The organism is Bacillus sp. V2I10, assembly GCF_030817055.1.
Taxonomy (GTDB): Bacteria; Bacillota; Bacilli; order Bacillales; family Bacillaceae; genus Bacillus_P.
In genome coordinates, this window is sequence record NZ_JAUSYV010000003.1 from 18,363 (window position 1) to 42,442 (window position 24,080).

Below are 24,080 nucleotides of genomic sequence, written 5' to 3' on the forward strand. Positions count from 1 at the left end.
ATCTTAAAAATCTGGCTGCAAAAAGGCAGCCTTTTTCTTATTCGACTAACGGGTCAGTTTAATTGAATTGAAATTCATAGTACAAAACCCCCCTCAGCGACCATTATTTGGATTATAATTACTATGGAAATTCAAATGAAACGAGGGATATGATTGGAACTTCTATCAATTGAAAAACAATTTGCAGATGCTTTAAAATCTGTTGCTCGAAATTTAGAAATAAAGGAGTATATTCAGCAATCTTCTGAACTTTATCCGTTATTTCAAAGTGCTGCTAAAAGATTTGTGACAGGTGAATCAAGAGAAGATGGATTATCTAGTGGTGATTTACTTATCAATAAGGGTTACCGCATTTCGCTGGAATATATCGGAGAGAATACTACAAACAAAGAGGAATGCGTTCGAGCTAAAGATGAGTTTATAGCGTTGATGAGGGAATGTGGAAATCGTGGAATAAGTTCTCGTATTTCTTTTGATTTATCTCATATAGGTTTATCTGTTGATCCTGAACTTGCTTATCAAAACTTACTAGAGTTGGCAAAAGAAGGACAATCTTATAATCTTTCTCTTATGATAAGTATGGAGGAATCGGCTAAAACGGATCAGATACTTTCTTTATACAAAAGAGTAGTTGTCGAATATCCTAACGTTGGGGTTACACTTCAAGCTCAACTGCATCGAACATTTGATGACCTTAATGAATTACTTAATTATTCTGGGGCAATACGTATTGTTAAAGGAGCATATCAAGAACAATCAGATATTTGTATCCCTCGTTCAGATGACTTGGACCAACGTTATTTAGAACTAGTGGATTTATGTGTTAAAGCCGGTCACCAGGTTTCAATAGCTTCTCACGATGAAGCTATCTATAAACAGATTGTAGAGCGTGGTTATTTACAAAATCCATATGTGGAAGCAGAAATGTTATACGGAATTCGTCCGGAACTTTGTAAACAACTTAAAGACAAGGGGTTACCTGTTCGGGTTTATTTAACTTATGGTGTGGAGTGGTATCTATACCTTACTCATAGAATAGCAGAGTACCCACCAAACATTTATGTTGCAATAACGGATATGATTCGGGGTGGAGGAAATTCTTCTCAATTTTACTAATTAGAATGTAAAAAAATCTAATTCAACTATAGGGTGCTTCCTTAAAGAATTTGGCTGCAAAAAATGCAGCCTTTTTCTTATTTGACTAACGGGGCAGGTTAGTTAAACAATACCTTTGAGGAAAATTGGATATCTATGTTAAATTTAGAATAATATATTTAATATAAACATAGGAAATAGAGGAATAAAAATGGGGCTTAAAGCGAATATTTCTGAAAATCGAACTTATACGAAAGGTGTAATTGCGTTATTATTATCAGCTTTATTAACTGCAATAAGCCAAGTATTTTACGCAAGTCGTGTACAAAATTTGAATCCATTTATATTTACGGGTATCAGTTTCTTTTTAACTGCTTGTTATTTTTCCTTTTTTGCGAGAAATCAAAAGGTAGAATATAAATGGAAATCAACATGGCAATCGCTACTAAAGTTAAATTTAGCCTCTGTACTAGCATTTATGGGGTTTTACTTCGCATTGAAATTCATTGAACCAGCAATCGTTAGTTCACTTGAGATGGGGTTAGGACCATTATTTGTGATTTTCCTTACATTAACACAGCGACAGTTTGTCAGTAAATCACAGTGGGGAATTGCACTGGGTACTTTGTTAGCTTGCTTTTTATTAATCGTTTCTATCTTTAATGGTAATTCAGGTGTTCAAATGAATCAAAATACAAATACTATTTTAGGTGTAATAGCGAGTGTTTTTTGTGGTTTAGGAGCTGTACTTTGTACGAACTATTCAAAGCAATTAAGTTCGGTTGGGTGGACAAGTTCGATGATTTTAACACACCGTTTTTATGGTATCGTACTTTTATCATTTATTTTTACTTATGATATTTTATTTGACTATTTTTTTGATAATGTATTGTGGATTTTCCTTGTAACAATTGCCGGTGTCTTAATTCCAATGTATTTATTGCAGAAAGGTATTCAATATTGTGAGACGTTCTTAGTGATGATGTCGCTCTGCTTCGTACCTGTGTTTACATTTTTCTTTCAACTATTCGACCCAAGATTATCTTGGTCAACAACGACTTTAATCGGCGTTATTTTATTATTTGTATTAGGTCTTTTTAGTATTTATGGAGAGAAAAAATAAGTTAACAATTATAGATTCTTTTAAAACCGAATTATTCCGTGTAATGAGCGATTTTAAAAGTAAGACTCTATTAATACTAATTGTTCCGTAATCGGGAGGATTCATCAATAAGAATCGCTTTTCTTAATGAACTAACGGGTGCGTTAGTTGAAGAAAAATAAGCTAATTTGCATACGTGTTTCTATTTTCGTTATTCCATTATAGGGCGCAATACACAAATAGTGGATCGTGTCCTTTATTCAACAATCGGGAGCGTTAGTTCATTAAGAATTAAGTGACTTTATGAGTGAAGTCAGATTTTATTTATTCAATTATAGGACGCTTTTCTTCGATAAGACAACATAAATGATATTCAACAATCGGGGGCGAATGCTTAACAAAGTGTCGCCTCTTCTTATTGAAGTAAAGGGCAGGATTGTGGAAGAGTGAGTATTTGTTTCTTTGCAACAATCGGGCCATTTTGTGGAAGATCAGCAGAAACTTTTGAGATCTTAATCAAAATAGTAATTAATCTATCGAAGTTGTAAAATAAGAGTAAGAATAGTTGTGGGGGGATTTATATCAATTATAATGCTATTAATCTAAGCGAGAAACTGTCCAAATTCAGTGAACACTGGTCGCCTAAAGTCATTGGTGAAATGAATGACTATCAGTTTAAGTTAGTTAAGATTTTGGGAGATTTTGTATGGCACGATCATAAAGACACCGATGAGGTATTCATTGTGATAGACGGCGAGATGTCCATCGCATTCCGCGATGGAGAGGTTAAACTTTCCAAAGGAGAAATGTATGTGATACCAAAAGGTGTGGAGCATAAGCCTTATGCTGATAAGGAATGCCATATAATGCTGGTAGAGCCTAAAGGTGTAGTCAACACTGGTGAAACTAATTCCAAACTAACTGCTGAAAACAATATATGTATTTAAACCAATAATTCAGTTACTTTCTTTGGATCAACATATAAAAGGAAGTTACATATTGTTCCGCAATCAGGCGCTATTCTTCGATAAGACAACATAAATGATCTTCAACAATCGGGGGCTTTAATGGAAGAAGATTATTTCGTGAATTTGTAGAAGATTGGTGGTTGATTTTAATGGACATTAGATTAGAAAAAGCAACAAATGCTGATGCTCAAATTATTTTTGATATTCAGGTAAATGCATTTTTGCCGCTGTTGGACAAATATAAAGATTACAAAACAAATCCAGCCAATGAAACTATAGAAGGAGTAATAAAGAGAATAAATAACCCTTACGGTGGGTTTTATAAAATTATTGTCGATAACAGTATAGTAGGTGCGATCTGTATATTTTGGAAAGAAGAAGTGCAATTTTGGATAAGTCCAATGTTTATTCTTTCTGAATATCAAGGGAAAGGTATTGCTCAGAAGGCAATAACTTTAGTTGAAGAAATGTTTCCAAAAGCAATAAGTTGGGAATTAGCTACAATTTTAGAGGAAGAACGTAATTGCTATTTATACGAAAAAATAGGATACAAAAAAACAGGTATTAAAAAGAAATTAAATGAAAATGCAACTCTTATTTTTTATAAAAAGTTAGTTGGGAATTTTCTACCTAATTAACTGCAATGATCTTCAACAATCGGGGGCTTTTCTGGAATATCCATGCAGCGTGGATGCTCCAGAAGGATCTTCAACAATCGGGCGCTTTAATGGAATAAGGATCACAGAAATGATCAAACTTTTTTATAAAAGAATGATTCAATTGAATATATTAAAAGCGTGTTTTGATCAATCTTTTTTCAAAACACGCTTTTTCTATTTGCTCTTTTATCAAGGTTTATAGAGTTAATTTAATCAAACTTTATTTATAAGGCTACAACTAAATTTGTATACAAATTTAGTTAATACAAAGGAGAATATAGAAATATGTTAAAATTTTCTTGTGTGAATTATTTATAGTACTGTAAAGGGAGAGTGAAAATCTAGTATGAAGAATAAAGCTTATATTGATTTAAGTCATACTATTGAAGATGGTCTTATAACTTACAAAGGACTTCCTGCTCCAATAATCTGTGATTATCTAAGTCGAGAAGAATCTCGAAAACATTATGAAAAAGGAACACAATTCCAAATTGGAAAAATAGAAATGGTCTCTAATACGGGAACTTATGTTGATGTTCCATTCCATAGATACCCTGATGGGAAAGACCTGTCGGAAACGACAATTGATAAAATGGCTGGCTTGGAAGGAATTATTGTTCATGTTGATGAAAACAACAAAGAAATTGATAAAGAATTATTTTATGACCTTGATATTGAAGGAAAAGCTGTTTTAATTCATACAGGTTGGGATAAACATTGGAATACAGATCAGTATTTTGAAAACCATCCCTATTTAACCGAAAAAGCAGCAAAATATTTAGCAAATAGAAAAGCTGCATTAGTTGGGATTGATTCTGTAAATATAGATGACACATCAGGAAATGCTCGCCCCGTACATACCATTTTACTGGGACAAGAAATACTAATTGTTGAACACTTGTGCAACTTAAAGGAACTCTTAAATAAAAACTTCTTGTTTTATGCTGTTTCTCCAAAAATTAAAGGATTTGGGACTTTTCCTGTTCGGGCTTTTGCGGAAGTATTAAACTAAATAAAGTTAGGTTGTACAAATATATTACGTTTAATTTTATTTTCTACAGCTCCATTCAACTATGTAAATTATCACATCAAAAAACCTCAGATTCTACGAATTTGGGGTCCAGCCAGCAAAACGCGTATTTCGTACGCTAAGGTTGAATGACCCTTAAAATAAAGGTTCTTTGTACGTTAATCTCATATCGTCAATACAGCATAAATTAAATTGTGTTGTATTAAACAGCTTTTTTTGCTGCTGATAACACCCTTATGCAACATAATTTAATCTTTAAGGTACAAATCTAACGCAACATAACTCTTAGCGTACGTTTACCGCGTTTTGCTGGCGGTACCCCTACATAAACCCGCCTTTAAGGCGGAATTAGTGGCTTAAGCCACTCTGTTAGTAAGAAACAATCATCAGCCAAACAATCGGGAAAACCATCCTTTTGGCTTCTCGTCTTTATTTTCTTTTGAAGGCTCTTCTTCCTCTTTTGTCGGCGCAGCTAACTTTTTAGCCTCTTGCAATTCCCTCAACGCTGTTACTAACTGCTGATCCCGTTTCTTTAATGAATCATCTATGTACTTCTGCTGTGCATCTAATTTCAATACTAATTCGCGATTGAATCGCTCTTGTTGCTCCAGACGTTCGAGTACGGTATCTAGCTTCTTTTCAATATCACTCGACTGCACTTGATCGTCCTTTGTGCGCTCATTGTCCGCTTGATCGCTTGCCGCTTGCTCGCGCTTGTTCTCTCCGCCTTCAATCAGATACTTTGCTGCAGCCTCTACCGGTTGCCCTCTATCGACGAGCTTCTTTAGGTCGCGCAGAAGCTTCATTTCTTTCTCGTAGTAAATTCGTTGATTCTGTCCGTTCTTTTCGAATACATGCCCGCAGCTCTCCATCGTCTGCGACCATCGTCTTAAAGTTGGTGCGGTGACTCCTAATTGCTCGCACACATACTTCGAAAAATATCCGATGTCCTCGCTCATGACCGATCAGCCTCCGATTAAGGGACTACACTTGTCCCGTTTAGCTTAATCATATCACGAATACGCGCGTCTGAGCGCAGTTAATCGGACAATTCCTCACAAAAGAAAAGATAATTGCACTGTAGAGCGTTTCTCTGCAACGGTTATTTATACTTGCCGGTGTAATCCCACTTACCCGACTTAATCTTATCGAGATTATCTGTTATCAGCTGGCGCAGTTCTTCCGGAAACGTTTCATCGTCTAATCGCTTTAACGGAACCTGCCACATGCCTCCGCGGCCAAAGTCCATCGCTTGGACAACGATATCTAAATTGCCGTGAATGTCCGATTTCTTCTGTGTGGGGTCCAGCCGTCAAAACGCACTTATTATACGCTAAGACAGATATTGTAAAATGATTCACCAAAAACGGTCTAAACTCTTCATTTTAGTAATTTGATTTTGGTATAGCTTTTAGATAGGGGTTATTAACCCGAATTACTGGCCGTGTTATTGCTTTTAAAAGTAACCGAAAACGGTCGTTTATGGGGATTTTTATGAAAAGATAAATGGATATTTATGTTAAGGAAGAGAAGAAATTGTGAAATGATGTACTTAAACTAACGAAGCAGTTTAGTAAAAAAAGAGATGTTAATTTTACAACATCTCCTTTACTTTTAATTCCTTGTGATTTTTAGACTCTAATTCATATTTTAGATATTCCAGAAAGGGCGCTTTAGTTGGGCATTGTTGCCGAATCACATTTTCTTTTTCAACAAACGGGTTAATCCAATATGAAAGTAGTATAAGAATATTATTAGTAGGCGATACCTACACGTGATTTTATATAATCGCTTGCTTTTATCTGTTTAAATGAAAATTCTGCTGTATCCGGTACGGATATTTCAGCTCCACCCTCCGGCAAAAAATTTCGGTCTATTCGATATTTGCCTACCCTTTCTCCATCCGGCAAGTACGTAGGACAGACAATCGTCCATTCGAGGGTTGATTGTTTAAGCATATCGTAAACTTTATGATGTTCTTTCGCTGCACGGGTTGACTTCTGCTTTGATTCACTTGATTGATAACGCAGAGAATTTGGCGTGGTTCTACTTTGCAGAATACCCGCAGTTCCTATAGTTATTATTCGTTTTATACCTTCGTTTTCCATTGCTTCGATAATAAGTGGCATACTTTCTGATAGAGTGGTTGTGCCATCAGTATTTAGTGCACTAATAACTACATCAATCCCATGCATTGCACGTACTATATCATCTTTATTTAAAACATTCCCTTCAATAATGGTTAAATTTTCATTATTTATTTGAATCTTCTCTGGAGTGCGAACTAATACAGTAACATGATGACTTTCATGAAGGGCATAAGTAACTATTTGACTTCCAACTCGTCCAGTTGCACCTAAAATTAAAATATTCATAAGAATGAGGCTCCTTTTGCAAATACTAATATTTTACTATAAAAGTTATTTTATTGTCTTGTTCAACGAACGTATAAACCAATAGGTATTACAAAAAAGATTGTGAATAATTGTACTTAAACTAATGGGTGCGTTAGTTGATTAAAATGGCTCCCAATTTGGCGGGTTTTTATATCGGACACAAACGGTGAATGTAAATTGTGCATAAAAGAGGTTGTACTCTTGGACAAAAAAATGAAATGCTGTACAAAAAATATGGACAGCATTTTTAAATGATAAATTTTTGAAAACTTGCGCTTCTCATAAGTCCCTTTTTAGACAAGCATTGGAATTTCACTTCACACTTTATTAATGGATCAAGATAAAAATAGTTTTCATCCTCGTTAGTGATTAGCTGCTTAGATATTTCGTAAAAGGCTTTTCTTTCTTTTGGAGGAACAAATTCCAATATACCTCTGTATTGATTATCCTGATCTAACATTAACCAACCAAATTTTTTCTTGCGAATTGCTCCTATTTTTACCGAATCATATTGATAGTTCTTTATTTTGAGAAATACATCTTGTGGTCTTGAATCCAATGTATAAGGTCTATTTAAATTCTTAGACACCACACCTTCCAGTCCTAAATCCTCTACTCTGTTATAAAGTTCATCACCGTCTGAATAAGTAGGACAAGTAGATATATACGGAGTGTTTTCTACAATGGTGTTTAAGGTATCTAAGCGTTCAGATAAAGGTTTGTTTATAAGAGATTCACCATTCAAATACAAAATATCAAATGAAGAAAAATGAACAGGTAACAGGTCCTTTATTTCTTTGATTTTTTCCTGATTAGACATTTGAAAACGTACCATTAAACTGTCGAAACAAGGTTTTGGAGGGTTTTCTTTTCCGTCAAAGCAAATCATTTCTCCATCTAAAATACAAGTCGTTACAGGCAATTTGATACCTTGTAGCTCAATGTATTTATAGGTGACTTCATTTAGGTGTCTGGTGAAAATTTTTATATTTCCTCTATCGTAGTGAAATAAAGCCCTGTGACCATCTAATTTTAATTGGTGGATATACTTATTGCCTTTGGGGATTTCTGTAGCTGGTTGTAAAAGCATCGGCTTAATAGGTGTATTTAACATATTTAAACCTCCTCATACAACAATAGCATCCTAAATTACAACTTTTTATGGAGGTTTATTAGAAAAAGAGGATAGATGTGGAAGTTAATTATGTATAGTTAATAAATCTTAAAGGGATGTTACGCAGTACGTATAAACCGTGAGACTGTACTACACATATTCATACAGTCATATTGTGAAAGCAAACGTCATTCACTGTGCGTTAAAGATGTACAGTGAGTGACGTTTGCTTTTACTTGAACTAAAGGGCCAGGATAGTTGAACAAGAAAAACTGAAGAAGCGATTTCACCCCTAGCATAGGGAAAATTGCTTTTTTACATCCAAAAAATGTCTTAGCGTATATTATCCGCGTTTTGACGGCAGGACCCCTGTGTTAACATAATTGCATAGCTCATGCGTGATCACCTCCGTATGATTATTATAATCGAATGTATGTTCGGTACAAATAAAAAAAAACCGCTGCTGTTTGCGCACCGATCGAAAGTAAAGCAAAAAAAGATAGACGAGTTAACAAACAAGCAACCAACATTCTCGTCCTCAAGGTTGCTTGTTTATTGAAGAAATGAAGATTGGAGGTAACCTTATATGCATAGAGGTAGGTAGCCTTCTATACATCAGTTCAGTTACATGGCTTGTTCTAATGTATTCGATGTGGTGCTAAGGGGTGTTAGTCTAAATACCAACATTCAATCTGGCTTTCTTGGAAGGTGATGTAATGGAGAACAAATGCACTTATTGTTGGCAGAAATCAGATGATTTGAAGTCATTACCACTAGAACTCAAGGGTGATGACAGAGAAAGGTTTTGCCCGAAGTGCTACCCAACAGTATTGAAGGCTGTAAAAAACTTGCCCTGGAATAAGTAGGGTAGCAATCGTGCTGCTAAATCATCCTTTAGTGCGGTAGGCTTTTGAAAATTCAATGACAGGTAGTATTTTTTTAAAGGGCAAAAAAAATCTCCACCTTTACCATTGATTTTTCAAATTTCTCGCTTTTTGACTTCACTGACAAGCCGAGCAAACCCAAAAAGGAGGTGTTGATACTCGGCTTGTTCTGAAAAGTATAAAGCGAGAAACCGCCTGCTTACCGTTCACAATAAGTTTTTTTTCGTTATTTAGATACGCAAAGAGCGACAGCCTCACACCCCAAAAAGAAGGGGGAAAACAAAACCTCCTAACTACATATCCCAAAAATCATTCATTTTAGCGTTAGAATCTATTTTCCTTACAGCTGACAAGATTTTCTTCATAACACTTTGGCTTGGTATATAATCCTTTTCATTACAAGCCTTGGATATAGTCTTGTGACTTACTTTTGAGGCCTTTTCTAAATCCTTTTGTTCTAGCCCACGTTTATCAAGCCATTTACCCAATTTACTTCGAGTTTTTCCAATACCCCACACTTAAATTCACTCTCTTCCCTTTGATTTTTTATCAGTAATTTCCAGAAGCGAAAAAAATATACACACGAACTAAAAAAAATTACACATAGTGGACAACCAGTACCTAATAGCATGTATCAAGGACGTCAGGAAATGGCGTTACATAAGGAGGAATTTACATGTCAAAAGAATTGGCTATTTCACTGCTTGAAGGTAAGGACGTCTATCTCACAGAGGAAGGGAAAAAGCTTCTAGAAGAGATGATAAAGGAAACATCTAAATAATGGTGTATCGTCCGACAGTTCGTTATGCAGATGATTTTAAGGAATACGTGGATGATCTATTCCATGCAACTACATTAGATCGTAATCAAATCATGAGGGCAGCATTATTTTCAGCTGCCTTTTCTCCAAACTTTGAATTACTACTGAAACAATATAAAAAGGCAGACGTCTCTCTTCCTCCTCCTAAATGGAATGCTGACCAACATGGATTCTGGTTGGATAGGAACCCACCGAAACAAAAGGGAGGTAAGGACGTCAATGTTAACATTCGAACAACAAATGAAATTGAAAGAACTGCTAAATCAGTTACAGGACCATCCGAATGCCAAGAGCAAGGAAATAGATGTGAGCCACAGATTACGCGACGAGAAAGGCAGGTTTCTTCCGAACGAATCATCAGAAATAAAGGAGGAATTACCATCAAGATTGGATAGGCCAAGAAAAGTTATAAAAATTCAGGGTAGTTATAATTCTTATTTAATTAAAGATCAATGGTTTACTGATGGAGAGATCGATGCGCTTATCGTATTTGGTATTTTAGGAGTTTTGGCTATAATACTTTGATATACTCTTTCAACTATGAAGTACCCCTTGCATAAACACCCTCTTTTTTATGCAGCCAACCGGCTTCTTTCGGAGCTGAAAACGTTGATCTATCAACCTTGTATAAAAACGTGTATAAACCATAAATCCAGACAGCGAAAAACCCCTTATGTATCAAGGGGTTTTCTTTTTATTAACTTCCTATAGGTTGCTTTATGTTAACTAGATTTGTATAGAGTATTCATTTGATTTCTTTTTTAATTTATTTTCAGAAAATTAATACTTTAGTAGCTTTTTTGCTTAGTTGCTGTCTAAAAAATGGTCATTTTATATAAATGTAAATAGTTCCTTAGTTCATCGTAATACAAATTTCCACATGGTAAAGTTTAGAAAAAGGAGAGTTGTTATAATGAAAAAATTATTGAATATTGGGATGATAGTTACTCTTGTCGTTGGTCTGTTTTTTGCAATTACACCAACTACCTTAGCTGGAGGCTGGGATCATCAAGGGAGCGATGAATTTACCAACTCAAGTGAAATCTTTCTATCAGGTGGAGGCGATTTTAAAATTTGTCTCAGTTCTGATAGTCAATCAGGTCATTATCAGTTATTTGAAGAAGATCCGTATAATCCAGATGATGAAGTATATTCTAATGATGGTACTTTAGGTCTCACCTTTAACTATACAATACCAGGTGATCATGATTTTGATAAAAATGGTTGTTATGTCTTTAAAAATATCAGTGGATATGTCGATGGTGATCAAGCCGAATTTTATTTAGAAAAATACTCAGGTGGAAATTCATTTGTAACAGCCTGGGATTGATTTATACTAGTCAAAGAGGATTAGGATAATTGGCCATTAGAATGCTTCCTAGAACGGTTGTTATAGTAACAACAAAAAGGGTTGGGACCCTTTTGGATACCCAACCCTTTTTGTTGCCGATAATTGCGATTATGTAAACTAGATTTGTATAGGATATACAAAAAAGACACTGATGCGGATTCAGGGTCTTTTGAGTCAGAGGTCACTAAGATATGAATCTATAAGGGTACAGACAAAAAATCGGAAAAAATGTACGTTGTCCACTTATACATACAGTTTTGTGGAATGTCATATATCATATCTGTTCATATCCCTTTCTTTTACTTTTTCACATTCATTGCCCTTAACTTATACGAGTACCCTCCCAGGAATTGTTATATAAAGTTTGGCTTTTTGCTGCTTGATTACTTCAAGGGGATGCTATCCTTCATACAGGCAACAAATGGTTTAGACCTATGAAAACAAGAGAGCACATCAATTGGTGTGCTCTCTTGTTTTCATAGGTCCGAACTTCAACTTATCCGACTCGTTTACCATCCCATGTTATACTCGGTGTATCTTCCGCATAACCTAAAACCCCAGTCCAACCAGTCGTATAATCAGGGTTAAATTTAAATTGGATCTTTCCTCCCGCGTGGCCAGATGTAAACCATCTGCCTTCCAAAATCAATCGTCCCGCACTAGATGTAAGGGTACCTTTAATTGTACCTCCTGGTTGTGGGAATGTCCCAGTAATATCATTTCCAGTCTGTCTTAATGTCACTCTTCCGAAAGTTGTTTCATATTCCCCAGTAACATTCGGTACAGATGGTTGAGGTGCTGCCTCACACTGAAGATTCATATTATTTGTGATGTTGAGCCAACCTAATATCAATTTAGGATTATGAGCTTCAACCTTCGTCGGCCAAAACAAAAAATCTCCTCCACCAACTGGAAACATATAAACCCATTTATTCTGACATCCTATTATAAGTTGTTGCTGCTGTGTTATACATTCAGTAGGTTTATATTCAGCGGTGTAAATATATCCATATAAAAATCTATCCTTTAAATATCCAGCATTGACGGGAAGAAACGAAAAAGTTGAAGGCGGTTGATTTGCAAGATCCAACCTGATTGTTGTCCACTTATTCATACAGTTTTGTGGAATGTTATATATCATATCTGTTCATACTCCTTTCTTTTACTTTTTCACATTCATTCCCCTTAACTAATACGAGTACCACTCCAGAAATTAGTGTATACAGATTCTTCACCAGTACCATAATTCCCAGAGAATTTGTTAGGTGAAGCAAAATAAAACCCTATATTCTCCACATTTCCCGGGATTACACCATGTACCATCTAAAAACCACAGAGATCTGTTGAAGTCGAAATAAAGATACCCGTCTAAATTTATATTTCCATCTGGGGATCCTCCATCTACAAAATAACCAAATCGTCTGAATTTGATTTTTCCACGTGTAGTATCCCAATTTCCAGCTACATTTGGTACTGGTCCCTAACAGGTAATAGGTTCATAAGGGTATAATCCGGTGTCCATAGCCATTAGATCACTTTTATCAAAGTACCAATAACCAGTGGGGGTATGCTTCCAAAGTCTTCCCGGTCGTTGTGAGGTTTGCTCAACCCATTCTTCCTGACTATAACCATATTCAGTTTCCAGGTTATTCAGTTCTCTAACTCCTTTACATTCGTTTCTTTATAGGTTATGAGTCTAATTGTTAAATGTTCAGTAGTTGAAAAGGAAAGAACAGACTTTTCAGATAAGCGTTAATCACATTAATCAAGGTCAAGGAAGGCAAAACGCAAAAAATCCGCGACATGTATATCGCGAATTGCTTTCAGGAGGTCTATGAGTACGCCAAAAACGTCCAGAGTCCCTATTTATTCTCGTCCAGGAAGGGAGAACACCCCATAACCCCTACCCAGGCCTACCGGCAATTAAATAAGGCTGCAGACTTCGCTGGCGTGGAACATGTCGGCAACCATACTTTAAGAAAAACGTTTGGCTACTGGTTTTACAAAGCGACCAAGGATATTGCGATGCTGCAACGGATTCTGCATCATTCTCATCCATCCGTTACCCTGCGTTATATCGGCATTACGGAAGAAGAAACGAACAACGTATTGAAACATTTTAGCGTTTTTCACTAATTCAACGTCTTTATTTTCTTCAAGTAATTTTGGCGTTTCAGCGCCCATTTCATATCTTCTAACTACTGCTAATCACGGATCGGCTGCACATCTTTTGGTTGCGTCATTTTCATCGACCTTTCTTTCTTCAAACCCTTATGTACCAACGATTTGAATGTACGATTTTTCCTCTTTTGTCAGTATAAAGAGAAAAAACGTGAAAAGTCAATGAAATCAAGGATTTGAATGTAAGATAATTTCAATTATCATACATTCAAATTAGAGAAAAAATACCCTTCTTCAACTAAACTGCCCAGTTTGTTGAAGAAGGAGCACTAAAAAACAATAGCATTGTTGCTACCGTTCGTAAAAGTAGACTTTCTCGAACGGTGGAGTTTCTTCTCAAAACAGCCGTTATTAGCGTTCGTTAAAGCGTGAAAACACTTTGCGAACGCCCTCGAACTTCCATAGACTTTTACGAACGTCCTGAACGAAATTCCTATAGATTGTGACAACAGAGCTGAATAATTCCGTGACATATAAGATGAACCATGTACCAAAGTTACTGACTCTTTTGACACAAAACTCCTAACAATAATGCCGAGCGACATAAATATATATACAAAAAGCTATGAAGGCTATTTACTTATCTCGTTTCATTGTTTGGAGCAATATAGATGTAGAACAGACTGGAACGAGTGTTGTGGATCGTTCCACATATGAAACAGTATGTCTTCTCTCTGGTCCATGAGTTCCTTAACAAAGTAGACACACACGAAAAACACCACTTTTTCTAACAGACGGTGTCCCCTCATATGTACCATTCTATACATTTATGCCAAAAAATTGTATCTTCCCCAAACCGCCATTTTCCCTCCATTCTACGTATGCTCTCCCACTCGCGGTACCTCTATACCAAGTAGTGTCTAAATTCCAAGATCCAGAACTCCAAAACCCAGACTCGAACACAACTGGTCCTTCAAACCGTCCCCCCCCAGTGATGGTACCAGTTATATTTAAACCATTTTGAGTCAATGTTACTCTGTCACCGGTAGATAATGTAGTAGTCCAACCAGGTTCAAAACCTAATTTCGGTAAATTTACAGTACACTCAACACCTGCCATATTAACATTAGCTGAGGCAAAGACCCAACCTGTTATCAATTTGGGATTATCACGACCAATCTCAGTGGGCCAAAACCAAAAATCGCCTCCTCCTTTTGGAAACATTTGAACCCATTTATTCAAACATCCTGATAGAAATTGTTGCTGCTGTGTTATACATTCAGAAGGTTTATAATCATCAGTAAAAATAGTACCTGCTAACAAGCGATTCCTGAACTGATCATAGCTAGTTATATGAAACCAAAAATTCGTATTTAGATCAGCTCCAGCGAAAAATTTTTTCCATTGGTTCATACAGTTACGTCGAATGCCATATATCATACTTTTTCTCCTTTTTTAAAAAATAATTAATAATAAAATTCTATTCAGCATTAGGCTACGCTATCACTATTCGCTCGGAGGACCATCATGTGTAATAACAATAAAGTCATTAGAAAATTTGTTATTCAAGTCTTATGTGAGTAACGGTCTCTCTTCTCATCACAAAGTTGTTTAACTTTTACGTTGTCACCAAGACTTTTGACGCTTATTTAAGAAAACAAGAGGATGACTCAAAAGGGTAAAAAAGCATCCTTTTTGAGTTATCCTTATGAAAGGCCCCGTTATGAAAATCCAGTAAAATCAAAGGATTTCGTAACGGGGCCTTTCATTAAACATCATTTTTACGATCTATTTCGAGACTTATGGGACAACCTCTTGTGCTGGTAAATATAAATTTCAACCTATCCGACCCGTTTACCATCCCATGTTATGCTCGGTGTAGCTTACCCATAACCTAAAGCGCCATTCCAGCCAGTCAAATCAGGGTTAAACTTAAATTCGACCCTTCCTCCCGCGTGACCAGTTGTAAACCATCTACCTTCCAAAATCCATCGTCCCTCTCTAGATGTAAGGGTGCCTTCAATTGTACCTCCTGGTTGTGGGAATGTCCCAGTAATAACAGTTCCAGTCTGTTTTAATGTCACTCTTCCGAAAGTTGTATCATATTCTCCGGCAACATTTGGCAGAGGGCTGAGGTTGAGCTTGGCAAACTCCCTTAACAACTGGAGTCTGACAAAAGAAAACGTCTGCTGAATAAACAACCACACGTGTAATATATGGAATAATTTGTTCGTTTGATCCTCCAATGCCGAGTACCCTCAAGGATATTTAATACTAAGGTAGGCCATTAATTCTTCTAATTGTTAAATGTTAAGTAGTTATTATCCATAAAGGTGTAGGTGTACTACCGATAATACTCATTATGTTGCTTTCGTCTCTTGCTGTACTAATGCCACCATAGTTGAACAAGAGCCTTTTATAGCTACTAAACGTTCTCCACAATCAAAAGTGAGGTTTGTTCAATTGATTCAAGATAATTGGAATTATGCTTTGGAAACTGGTTTTTTCACTGATGAAGAAATGTTATTTTTATTACGTATTCAACGCTTTTTGCAGTTTAAAAGTAATTGCATTGTTGATGATATACATTCGCGAAGTGCCGTTCCTATGACACAAAAAGCAATAGCTGAAAGGCTAAGAACTAGCTCTCCAAAGATTAGTAGAATTGTAAATGATCTTGTTGAAAAAGGTGTTATTGTTAAAGCACAAGGTCAAAAAATAGAAGGAAATAACGCTCGTACATACGCTTTATTTATTAATCCTAATATTATTTATAGTGGTGAACGTGATAACGTAGAAACCTTATTTAAATGTAGGCAAATGTCTAGTCCCTAGGACATTCGTGGAACATAGTATAAGACTGAATGAATGTAATTACTAACAAGAAAGGGGGCGGGGGGAAATGAATCATTTATATCCTTACCACATGTCTTATTATCAACCGCAACATGTCAGCCAGTTTCCGCAATACCCACAGTCTGAGATATGGGCCAGAAACTGTAGAGAACGCCTCGCCAGATGCAGAGCGGAATTAGAAAGATGTAACAGAGCGTTGGATCAATTGGCGGGATTTTTGCGAGAAGGTTTTGAGCTGCTTCAGGCATATCGAGCTGCGTTAGTAATTATAAAAGAAAGACGTCCGGAGGCTGCCGAAGATGTACAAGGTGATATTCATGCCATCGATGCCTTGTTAAGTAAACCGTTTCAGGCAATGCACATCCAGCACTTTGGAGGTCCGTTTATAGGATCCTGTGAACAAAAGTTCTTGCAATGTCAGCAAAATTTTAACTTCTGCCAGCAAAGTGTTACCACAATTCGGGAACAATTCTTAAACCCAATGGTTTATAGGCTGAGATCAGCTCAAGTAATTACCAAATTATTTGAGGAAGAGATTCCCAAACCTGACGCTGACAAGCTAAAACGTCGCGCTGTCGAAGTTGCGAAAAGACTTCAGAAAATTATGAACCTTCTGAATATTTAGCTATCCATTCTTTAGAGGCTAATCCATTCTTTAGAGACTGAACCCTCCTAAGAATGGATTTTTTTATGTTCTTAATTTTCATATGAATCTGACCTACGCAGAATCAAAATGGAAATCGAAACTGTTACAAGTAATTTGGCAGTAAACATCTAGGCCCTGCTTGGGGGCTATCTCGTTAGAATTGTTATGATCTCTTTTTGCTAATGTCCTTCAGATCCTGTTCTGAAGGACGTTTTTATAAGCTGCACCGCCTTGCTTTACATAAATTAAACATAGCTAATAAGATCATGTTAACTAAATAACTACCGATAACATCGCTTATGTAAACTTACTTGAAGGTCATACGCATTTCACATTGAATAATACATATATGAGTTTGAGTGAAATGAGGGTGAACAATCTATGAGTGTAGATCAAAAAGCATCCATACGAAGCATTTTAGAAGTATTGACACAAGAAGGAGTAAAGACAGGAGATGTAGCTAAACAAATACCTGGCATAAGTGAAAAACCATTTAGAAACGCATTAAAAGAGGCTGGATATGAATTTAGAAACTCTGGTCAAAAAGGTTGGTTTTTTATTGGAGAAGGTGAAGAACCCCTTGATAAAAGTATTTTTGATTATGTGAAAAATAATTCACCTAAAGTTCATACACCTTTCACACAAAGTAAGAAGAAGTTCACAGAGAGTAATAAGGAATTCACAAATCATTCATCTATTGTTCATGAGCAGTTCACCCAAGATGAAATCCATATGATTAAGGAAATGATTAAATCGTGGCAAGAGGTTACCTCAACTACACAAACCGATGATCCAAGTCTTTATGACCGCGTCAAACAGTTGCCACAAAGCGATAAAACAAGAAAGACTATTGTTATTGATCGTGTCATTGGTAAACGTTTAGATGAGTTTTGTGAAGCTGAGAGGATCAATAAGTCTGATGTGTTGCATTTAGCATTAGCCGACTTTCTAGAAAAGTATGAAAAGTGACCAAAGAAAAAAAGGATTGGGTACCTCTTAGATACCCAATCCTTTTTGTTGCCGATAATTAGAATTATGTTAACTAGATTTGTATATAGTATTCATGGACCACTTAAAATACATTAGAGAGCCAAATAAACGCCCCTGTCAACGGTAAATGTCTGACTGAAACGGAGTGGAAGGAATTTAAGGAGTTGACAGGTTTACTACACCCAAACCCTCTTGGCATTGAACAAACCACGTTTGTTCCTGCCTCCCGGCGAGGGAGCCCCTCAAGGATTGAGGGGTTGGGGAGTTCGATAAAGGGAGTCTGGGGAAAAGTTTCCCAGTGGGTTTGGGCAAAGCCCAAGGTTTAGGGGGATTGTTCGGGTACAACATCGATTGGCAGCTGTACCAGGGGTACCACCAGCAAAACGCGGATTTACAACGTTAAGGAAATACAAATATAAAAAGCCTAATTTCTCGGGTGTTATAAGTGAGAAATTAGGCTTTAGTTACTTCAGAAAAGCGCCCTTTAATTGAAAATCGTACAACAATAATTTAGTTTGGATGAATTTTGAAAATCTCCTTCTTTGATTCTAAATCGTGCTTTATTCTTTCTCCTAAAGGACTTTGTATTCCTCTTTTACATTCTTCAGTCGAGCAACTTCATCAATTAAATCAGACGCTACACTTAAGATATTTTCAATAACAATTAATAGATTTTCGCTTTAATCCAAGATAAGATCTTTCTATTTTTTGACGGCAACCATCTTATAATAAAGATCTAACTAGCATTATATTCGACATGGGGGTGCTTCCTTTGCAGAGAAAGTGCCCTTTTTTATTTAATTAGTTTGGACTTGCTATCGTTCATTCAGATTACCCCTTGTTCTTTTGCCGATAAGTTAGCGGTTTAGTCCAATTGTGATTATGTTAAGAGATAATGGTAAAAAAAGGGCATTATTCCTTGGAGTAATGGCCTTTTTATCTTAGAATAGATTGTCTTATTACAGATCACGGGTAATTTTTTGAGCCATATAATCAATTTTCTGTATTACATCTGAATCGTTTGTGACTTCCAGTTTTTCAGCTTTAAATAGTTGGAGCTTAATCAACTTATAGAAATCTAAGAGCACTTGGTTAAGTGTCATATGATGCAGCATTAAAAATTTCATATCTAGCATTGCTCGAACTAATACATCTTCTTGTAAAAAAATAAGTCGTTCATTGACATCATTAAATATACCTTTCTCTTTTCCTTCTTGATAAAATGCTGAAATTTGATCTTCACGTCTTTTCATTGCTTCTTTTAAAGAGTTGTATAGATCTGGGTACATGACTTTCAGTTCATCTAAGAAAGTATCAGAAATGTACGCCGCAAGTAAAATAGCTTGTTCAAATAGTTCTCGAAACTTAGTATCAAAAGATTGTACGGTATCAAGAGATTGTACAGTTAATTCATTGATGTATTGGACAAAACTATTTACGACACCTTCAATAATTTCTTCTTTCGAAGCGAAGTATTTGTACATTGTAGCTTTGCTTACATCCATATATTTTGCAATTTCATCCATTCGCAATGTTTGAAATCCTTTTTTTCGTATAGTAGGAATTAGTTTAATAAGTAATTTACTCCTCATCTCATCTTGAGGACTTTTAGCGTTGTCTTGGTTAGTATTCATAGCTTTGCCCCCTTAACTTTAACTTTTATTATTATACATAAAAACAAAATAAAAATATACAAAAAATACTAAATGGACTATTTTTACCTTTTTTGTTTACTTTGTATATTTTTATATGCTATGCTTATCACGAAATTACTAGTTGAAGCAGAGATAACAAGATACAAGTTAAAATTAGATTATACAAGGAGGAATTTTCATGAAACATCGTGATTTAGGAAAGCAAGGTCTGAACGTATCAACGATAGGTTTAGGAACTATGGGGATGTCTATGGCGTACGGCCCCCCATCAGATGAGGAAGAGGGAATTAAGACCATTCAGCATGCCTATGAGCTAGGGGTGAACTTTTTTGATACGGCTGAGCTGTACGGGTACGGTCACGGGCACAATGAGAAATTAGTTGGAAGCGCGGTTAAGGGTTTCCGCGAAAACGTAGTGCTGGCTACTAAATTTGGGTTTGATATGACTGTTGAGCCACTCGGCTCACGTTTCAACAGTCATCCGGATAACATTCGTAAGGTAGCAGAAAATAGTCTGCGTTATCTACAGACCGACTACATCGACGTTTTCTACCAACATATCCTTGATCCTAACATTCCAATAGAGGAAGTCGCCGGGACCGTTGGAGAACTCATCAAGGAGGGTAAGGTAAAGTACTTTGGATTGAGTAATGTAGGTCCTGAAACGATTCGACGCGCTCACGCTGTGACTCCAGTCTCTGTACTCCAGAGTGAGTACTCAATATTCGAACGTGAGGTTGAGGAGAAAACATTACCATTGTTGAGAGAACTTGGTATTGGTCTAGTCCCATACGCTCCTCTTGGCCGTGGGTTCCTGACGGACGCTGTAAAGCCTGCTGAGGAATATGCTGAGGACGACTTCCGTCGTATTGACGAACGTTGGAAGGGAGAGAACTTCATTTACAACCTGCGTGCAACAGAGCAACTGAAGGAAATGGCAGCAGATAAGGATATCACCGTCGCCCAGTTGGCTCTTGCTTGGCTTCTTACCCAGGGAGAAGATATTGTCCCAATCCCAGGTTCACGTAGTATGACACGTGTGAAGCAGAACATTGGTGCCGCAAATGTCAAACTCGCGCAGGCTGACCTTAATCGTATTAATGAGATTATTCCGCACGGAGCAGCAGGGGGCAGATATCCGGCCGAAATAATTAACAATTACACAAGTGATTGATACATCTGAATAGCCAGCCGTAATATCAATTTGCATATATGATGTAAAACACGAATAGGTCACCTTATAACCTGTAGGTTATGAGGTGACCTATTCTACTATTAGCTAGAAGCACTATTAATCAACTTTAAGTTGATTCTAATTGCCTTAAGATATTTTACAATTTCAAAGTGAATAATTATCTATATTTTACGAAGAGTTCAAAGGAATGGGTGTATTTAGATACAGGTGAAAATGCTACTGCATGGATTATTGGTAACAATTATGTAAATGCTCCTGCTTTTGCAATATCTGTTGTATAGCATTCTGGTAGACGTTGTCTCGGCAAATCATAATATCTGTTATACCCTTAGCGTGGTGGAAATCGGCTATTTTTGTATCCAAATCCCCTTAACGTTGTAAATCCGCGTTTCGCTAGCGGTACCCCTACCAGGTTAAAAATCGTTCGTCTTTTCGGCAATTCAGGAATCATGGCCAAAAAATTTCGTTCGTGATTTTAATCTCATTCCTTGGATTTTACTTCGACAATTTGAAAAAAATCGAGGTTTATTGTTATATCTAATTCATCTTGAATTTGGATTGTTTTAAGGATGGGATCAACTTTCGTTACAATACCAACTCTTGAGGTAAAAAAACCACCTTTCCATGTTATGATCTCCAGCAAATAGTTATTTTCTAAGCTACTTATAATCAGTTGTTCCATTTCTTCTATTTGGGGTACCGCCAGCAAAACGCGGTAAACGTACGCTAAGAGTTATGTTGCGTTAGATTTGTACCTTAAAGATTAAATTATGTTGCATAAGGGTGTTATCAGCAGCAAAAAAAGCTGTTTAATACAACACAATTTAATTTATGCTGTATTGACGATATGAGATTAACGTACAAAGAACCTTTATTTTAAGGGTCATTCAACCTTAGCGTACGAAATACGCGTTTTGCTGGCTGGACCCCTTTTAATAGTTGGTTATATCTTATTGAGGTGTACTGGAATCCTTGATCGCTATGCAATAGGAGTCCTTTGACATCTCTTTTTTTTATGGCTGATTTTAAAGTGTCAGCTACTAGTTTAAGATCATTTCTTTCACTTATCTTATACGAAACAACCTCATTATTGTAAAGGTCCAATATTGTAGATAAATAGATTTTCTTTCCATTAAATTTGAGACAGGTTATATCTGTCACCCATTTTTCATTTGGGCGTGTAGCTGAAAATTCTCTGTTTAAATAGTTATCTGAGACGACACATTTTTCTTTACGTCCAAAGTGCCTCCACTCTTTTTTCGTATTTTTGCTTGAATTCCATATCTCTTCATTAAACGATAAATTCTTTTATGATTAACTCTTAGACCGTAGGTCTTTTTTAACCAAGTTTTGATTCTTGGATAACCATAACTCCAATTAATATCAGGATCTTGTTGGCATTTAATAATTTTTGTTACAATTGATTGATCTTCCAGCTCTTTTTTTGAAGGGTTATTTTGGCGTTTAAACCATTTATAATAACCACTCTTTGAAACACCTGCTATTTTACATAAGGTGATGATACTAAATTGTTTTTTAAGTTCATGGATTATTCTATATACTAACGATTTTTCTTTTCTTTTAACATCCCCCTTTTCGCAGCTAAGAGCTTTTTTAGAAAGGCATTTTCTGCTTCTAATCGATTTATTTTTTCTGCCTCACTTTCATAATCTTTGTTAGGTCTACCTTTAAACTGGCTACGTGATGTTCCTCTTTTTTCCTCTAAGCCTTGAACTCCTTCACTTTTATAATGAGATATCCATCTTTGGATAGTTGTATATCCTATACCCAACTCTTTAGAAATTGATCTAATCCCCATATCATTTATGTACAAATTAATTGCTTTTAATTTAATCTCTTTTGTATAAGTCTTTCTAATTTTCCCCATGAAAAAATCCCCTCCAAAATAAACAGTACAAACCTTTCTTTTTACTGTCTACTATAAGGGGATAATATCACTGGAAGATCCTTTTTTAGTACCGATAATACTCATTACGTAAACTACATTGCGATCCATCAAGACGGCTTTTTTAGGCTTTATACATTAAATCAAAAAACACCTTGCTTAACTGAAAGCTAGGTGTTTTTTGTAAATCTAAACGGTTTTAGTAGTGGTCCTTCTTGAAAGAAACACCTACAATAATTAACAATACAAATAGGACGACAATTAACGCGAAATTGTTGTCTTTTCTGCAACCATAATCACTCATTTAAGATTCCTCCCCCCCATATAACCTACTACCAAATTATGCGGAAAGGTTGAGAGTGATTGGACAGACACATGGGTATTCAATGATTTTCACAAAAAAGTAACAGCATATGTCCAGATATATAGGGGTAGCGTCAGGAAAATGCGGATTTACAACGCTAAGGAAATTTTTACCCATAAAAAAAGCCGATTTCAAGGAATCGACTGTTGAACTAAAGCACCCGTTTGTTGAAGAAGTACTTATGTAAGTTCTCAAGCTACTTCAGCAAATTACATCGCAGCTTGATTATTACAATTAAATCCACCCATGCCACGGACATCCACAATGAGTTGGATAACAACCGTAGTTTCCAGAATGACCGTAATGTCCTTTATAATGTCCGGGATTATGCGGTTGTTGCTGTTGTTGCAGCTGTTGTTGCAGCATTTGTTGAATCTGTTGAAGTTGCTGAGGTGAAATTTGGTATCCTGGTGCTTGATATAATGGTATTGCACTAGTTGGCGTCACTGTATGGGTAGGCGTCACTGTATGGGTAGGCGTTAATGGATAATGGATTCCAGCGGAGGGAAGTTGCGGTGCATAGGATGAATATCCCCCTTCAAATAGCCCTCCTAAATATCCGACGTGTGCTTGAATTGGAATATATCCAAATTGTCTTACGTTAGAAGGAACGTTTTCATCTGTTTCAATGGGTCTGTTATGAACCGAAACGTTTGTTTTCGAGTGATTGTAATACATGGTGACCTCCTATATGCTTTTACTGTTTCGCTTCAGTGTATGTGTTTTTTGGAAAATTGTAATAGGTAGGATGCCCATTCATGATATCTTTCATTACGAAACTAAAACTAACCTGCCCCGTTAGTTTAAGTGTATCACTTCACAATCTCAATAGAGTAAAGGCTATTGATACAAAGATTCATTCCAATAAAAATAACTTTCACAGCGTCTCACAAGACTTGTATCAAAAATCTTAACGTTGTAAATCCGC

Annotated in this window: 25 protein-coding genes and 2 pseudogenes; 12 read left to right on the forward strand and 15 right to left on the reverse strand. The window is 36.2% G+C overall.

Features of this window, described 5'->3' with window-relative positions; translation table 11 throughout:
- Positions 1 to 153: 153 nt before the first annotated feature.
- The 5 genes from QFZ72_RS29210 (at position 154) to QFZ72_RS29230 (ending at position 4,836) form a co-directional block, all read left to right on the forward strand.
- Complete coding sequence (locus tag QFZ72_RS29210; RefSeq protein ID WP_307440721.1) at positions 154 to 1,116, forward strand: proline dehydrogenase family protein; 963 nt, start codon at positions 154 to 156, stop codon at positions 1,114 to 1,116.
- A gap of 190 nt (positions 1,117 to 1,306) precedes the next feature.
- Positions 1,307 to 2,218: a DMT family transporter gene (locus QFZ72_RS29215; protein ID WP_307440722.1), complete on the forward strand. Its 912-nt coding sequence runs from the start codon at positions 1,307 to 1,309 to the stop codon at positions 2,216 to 2,218.
- A gap of 560 nt (positions 2,219 to 2,778) precedes the next feature.
- A complete protein-coding gene (locus QFZ72_RS29220) occupies positions 2,779 to 3,144 on the forward strand; it encodes a cupin domain-containing protein (protein ID WP_307440772.1) in 366 nt (121 codons plus the stop codon).
- A gap of 170 nt (positions 3,145 to 3,314) precedes the next feature.
- Positions 3,315 to 3,803: a GNAT family N-acetyltransferase gene (locus QFZ72_RS29225; RefSeq protein WP_307440724.1), complete on the forward strand. Its 489-nt coding sequence runs from the start codon at positions 3,315 to 3,317 to the stop codon at positions 3,801 to 3,803.
- A gap of 367 nt (positions 3,804 to 4,170) precedes the next feature.
- Complete coding sequence (locus tag QFZ72_RS29230; protein ID WP_307440726.1) at positions 4,171 to 4,836, forward strand: cyclase family protein; 666 nt, start codon at positions 4,171 to 4,173, stop codon at positions 4,834 to 4,836.
- A gap of 404 nt (positions 4,837 to 5,240) precedes the next feature.
- On the opposite strand, the gene QFZ72_RS29235 is transcribed toward QFZ72_RS29230, so the two are convergent.
- The 5 genes from QFZ72_RS29235 to QFZ72_RS29255 form a co-directional block, all read right to left on the reverse strand.
- Positions 5,241 to 5,813 (reverse strand): MerR family transcriptional regulator, encoded by a 573-nt coding sequence (locus tag QFZ72_RS29235; protein WP_307440728.1) that lies wholly within the window; start codon positions 5,811 to 5,813, stop codon positions 5,241 to 5,243.
- A 143-nt stretch (positions 5,814 to 5,956) separates the two neighbouring features.
- On the reverse strand, positions 5,957 to 6,082 hold the full coding sequence (locus QFZ72_RS29240; RefSeq protein ID WP_307440729.1) for a hypothetical protein: 126 nt from the start codon (positions 6,080 to 6,082) through the stop codon (positions 5,957 to 5,959).
- 526 nt (positions 6,083 to 6,608) lie between these two features.
- Positions 6,609 to 7,229: an NAD(P)-dependent oxidoreductase gene (locus QFZ72_RS29245; RefSeq protein WP_307440731.1), complete on the reverse strand. Its 621-nt coding sequence runs from the start codon at positions 7,227 to 7,229 to the stop codon at positions 6,609 to 6,611.
- Positions 7,230 to 7,497: 268 nt separating this feature from the next.
- Entirely contained in the window at positions 7,498 to 8,364 is an 867-nt protein-coding gene (locus QFZ72_RS29250; protein ID WP_307440733.1) for an ATP-dependent DNA ligase, read from the reverse strand.
- 1,177 nt (positions 8,365 to 9,541) lie between these two features.
- Positions 9,542 to 9,766 carry a helix-turn-helix domain-containing protein gene (locus QFZ72_RS29255; RefSeq protein WP_307440736.1) on the reverse strand — a complete coding sequence of 75 codons (225 nt, stop codon included), beginning with the start codon at positions 9,764 to 9,766 and terminating at the stop codon, positions 9,542 to 9,544.
- A gap of 521 nt (positions 9,767 to 10,287) precedes the next feature.
- On the opposite strand from QFZ72_RS29255, the gene QFZ72_RS29260 reads away from it, so the two are divergent.
- Both QFZ72_RS29260 and QFZ72_RS29265 read left to right on the forward strand, forming a co-directional pair.
- A complete protein-coding gene (locus tag QFZ72_RS29260) occupies positions 10,288 to 10,593 on the forward strand; it encodes a hypothetical protein (protein ID WP_307440737.1) in 306 nt (101 codons plus the stop codon).
- A 388-nt stretch (positions 10,594 to 10,981) separates the two neighbouring features.
- A complete protein-coding gene (locus QFZ72_RS29265; protein WP_307440739.1) occupies positions 10,982 to 11,398 on the forward strand; it encodes a hypothetical protein in 417 nt (138 codons plus the stop codon).
- A 517-nt stretch (positions 11,399 to 11,915) separates the two neighbouring features.
- On the opposite strand, the gene QFZ72_RS29270 is transcribed toward QFZ72_RS29265, so the two are convergent.
- Entirely contained in the window at positions 11,916 to 12,560 is a 645-nt protein-coding gene (locus QFZ72_RS29270; RefSeq protein ID WP_307440741.1) for a hypothetical protein, read from the reverse strand.
- A 626-nt stretch (positions 12,561 to 13,186) separates the two neighbouring features.
- On the opposite strand from QFZ72_RS29270, the pseudogene QFZ72_RS29275 reads away from it, so the two are divergent.
- Positions 13,187 to 13,555 (forward strand): annotated as a pseudogene (locus QFZ72_RS29275) (tyrosine-type recombinase/integrase); the annotation flags it as partial.
- Positions 13,556 to 14,359: 804 nt separating this feature from the next.
- Here the strand turns inward: QFZ72_RS29275 and QFZ72_RS29280 are convergent.
- Together QFZ72_RS29280 and QFZ72_RS29285 are read right to left on the reverse strand one after the other, a co-directional pair.
- Positions 14,360 to 14,980, reverse strand: a complete 621-nt coding sequence (locus QFZ72_RS29280) for a hypothetical protein (protein WP_307440743.1) — start codon at positions 14,978 to 14,980, stop codon at positions 14,360 to 14,362.
- Between the two features lie 443 nt (positions 14,981 to 15,423).
- Positions 15,424 to 15,786, reverse strand: a complete 363-nt coding sequence (locus QFZ72_RS29285) for a hypothetical protein (protein WP_307440745.1) — start codon at positions 15,784 to 15,786, stop codon at positions 15,424 to 15,426.
- A 160-nt stretch (positions 15,787 to 15,946) separates the two neighbouring features.
- Between QFZ72_RS29285 and QFZ72_RS29290 the strand changes: the two are divergent.
- From QFZ72_RS29290 to QFZ72_RS29300, 3 genes and pseudogenes are all read left to right on the forward strand, one after another.
- Positions 15,947 to 16,375 (forward strand): annotated as a pseudogene (locus QFZ72_RS29290) (helix-turn-helix domain-containing protein); the annotation flags it as partial.
- 67 nt (positions 16,376 to 16,442) lie between these two features.
- On the forward strand, positions 16,443 to 17,021 hold the full coding sequence (locus tag QFZ72_RS29295) for a hypothetical protein (RefSeq protein ID WP_307440747.1): 579 nt from the start codon (positions 16,443 to 16,445) through the stop codon (positions 17,019 to 17,021).
- A 402-nt stretch (positions 17,022 to 17,423) separates the two neighbouring features.
- Positions 17,424 to 18,011: a hypothetical protein gene (locus QFZ72_RS29300; RefSeq protein WP_307440749.1), complete on the forward strand. Its 588-nt coding sequence runs from the start codon at positions 17,424 to 17,426 to the stop codon at positions 18,009 to 18,011.
- A 980-nt stretch (positions 18,012 to 18,991) separates the two neighbouring features.
- On the opposite strand, the gene QFZ72_RS29305 is transcribed toward QFZ72_RS29300, so the two are convergent.
- Positions 18,992 to 19,666 carry a TetR/AcrR family transcriptional regulator gene (locus QFZ72_RS29305; RefSeq protein ID WP_307440751.1) on the reverse strand — a complete coding sequence of 225 codons (675 nt, stop codon included), beginning with the start codon at positions 19,664 to 19,666 and terminating at the stop codon, positions 18,992 to 18,994.
- A 199-nt stretch (positions 19,667 to 19,865) separates the two neighbouring features.
- Between QFZ72_RS29305 and QFZ72_RS29310 the strand changes: the two genes are divergently transcribed.
- Positions 19,866 to 20,861, forward strand: a complete 996-nt coding sequence (locus QFZ72_RS29310) for an aldo/keto reductase (RefSeq protein ID WP_307440753.1) — start codon at positions 19,866 to 19,868, stop codon at positions 20,859 to 20,861.
- Between the two features lie 502 nt (positions 20,862 to 21,363).
- Here the strand turns inward: QFZ72_RS29310 and QFZ72_RS29745 are convergent.
- The 6 genes from QFZ72_RS29745 to QFZ72_RS29325 form a co-directional block, all read right to left on the reverse strand.
- A complete protein-coding gene (locus QFZ72_RS29745) occupies positions 21,364 to 21,591 on the reverse strand; it encodes a YolD-like family protein (RefSeq protein ID WP_373464746.1) in 228 nt (75 codons plus the stop codon).
- 167 nt (positions 21,592 to 21,758) lie between these two features.
- On the reverse strand, positions 21,759 to 22,166 hold the full coding sequence (locus QFZ72_RS29750) for a DDE-type integrase/transposase/recombinase (protein WP_373464747.1): 408 nt from the start codon (positions 22,164 to 22,166) through the stop codon (positions 21,759 to 21,761).
- Positions 22,082 to 22,522, reverse strand: coding sequence for an IS3 family transposase (locus QFZ72_RS29755; protein ID WP_373464748.1), 441 nt, complete (start codon positions 22,520 to 22,522; stop codon positions 22,082 to 22,084). The genes QFZ72_RS29750 and QFZ72_RS29755 overlap by 85 nt, the downstream gene beginning before the upstream one ends.
- Positions 22,444 to 22,770, reverse strand: a complete 327-nt coding sequence (locus tag QFZ72_RS29315) for a helix-turn-helix domain-containing protein (protein WP_223440851.1) — start codon at positions 22,768 to 22,770, stop codon at positions 22,444 to 22,446. Before QFZ72_RS29315 ends, QFZ72_RS29755 begins: the two co-directional genes overlap by 79 nt.
- 217 nt (positions 22,771 to 22,987) lie before the next feature.
- On the reverse strand, positions 22,988 to 23,092 hold the full coding sequence (locus QFZ72_RS29320; protein ID WP_307440756.1) for a YjcZ family sporulation protein: 105 nt from the start codon (positions 23,090 to 23,092) through the stop codon (positions 22,988 to 22,990).
- A 294-nt stretch (positions 23,093 to 23,386) separates the two neighbouring features.
- Positions 23,387 to 23,830, reverse strand: coding sequence for a hypothetical protein (locus tag QFZ72_RS29325; protein ID WP_307440758.1), 444 nt, complete (start codon positions 23,828 to 23,830; stop codon positions 23,387 to 23,389).
- Between the last annotated feature and the right edge of the window lie 250 nt (positions 23,831 to 24,080).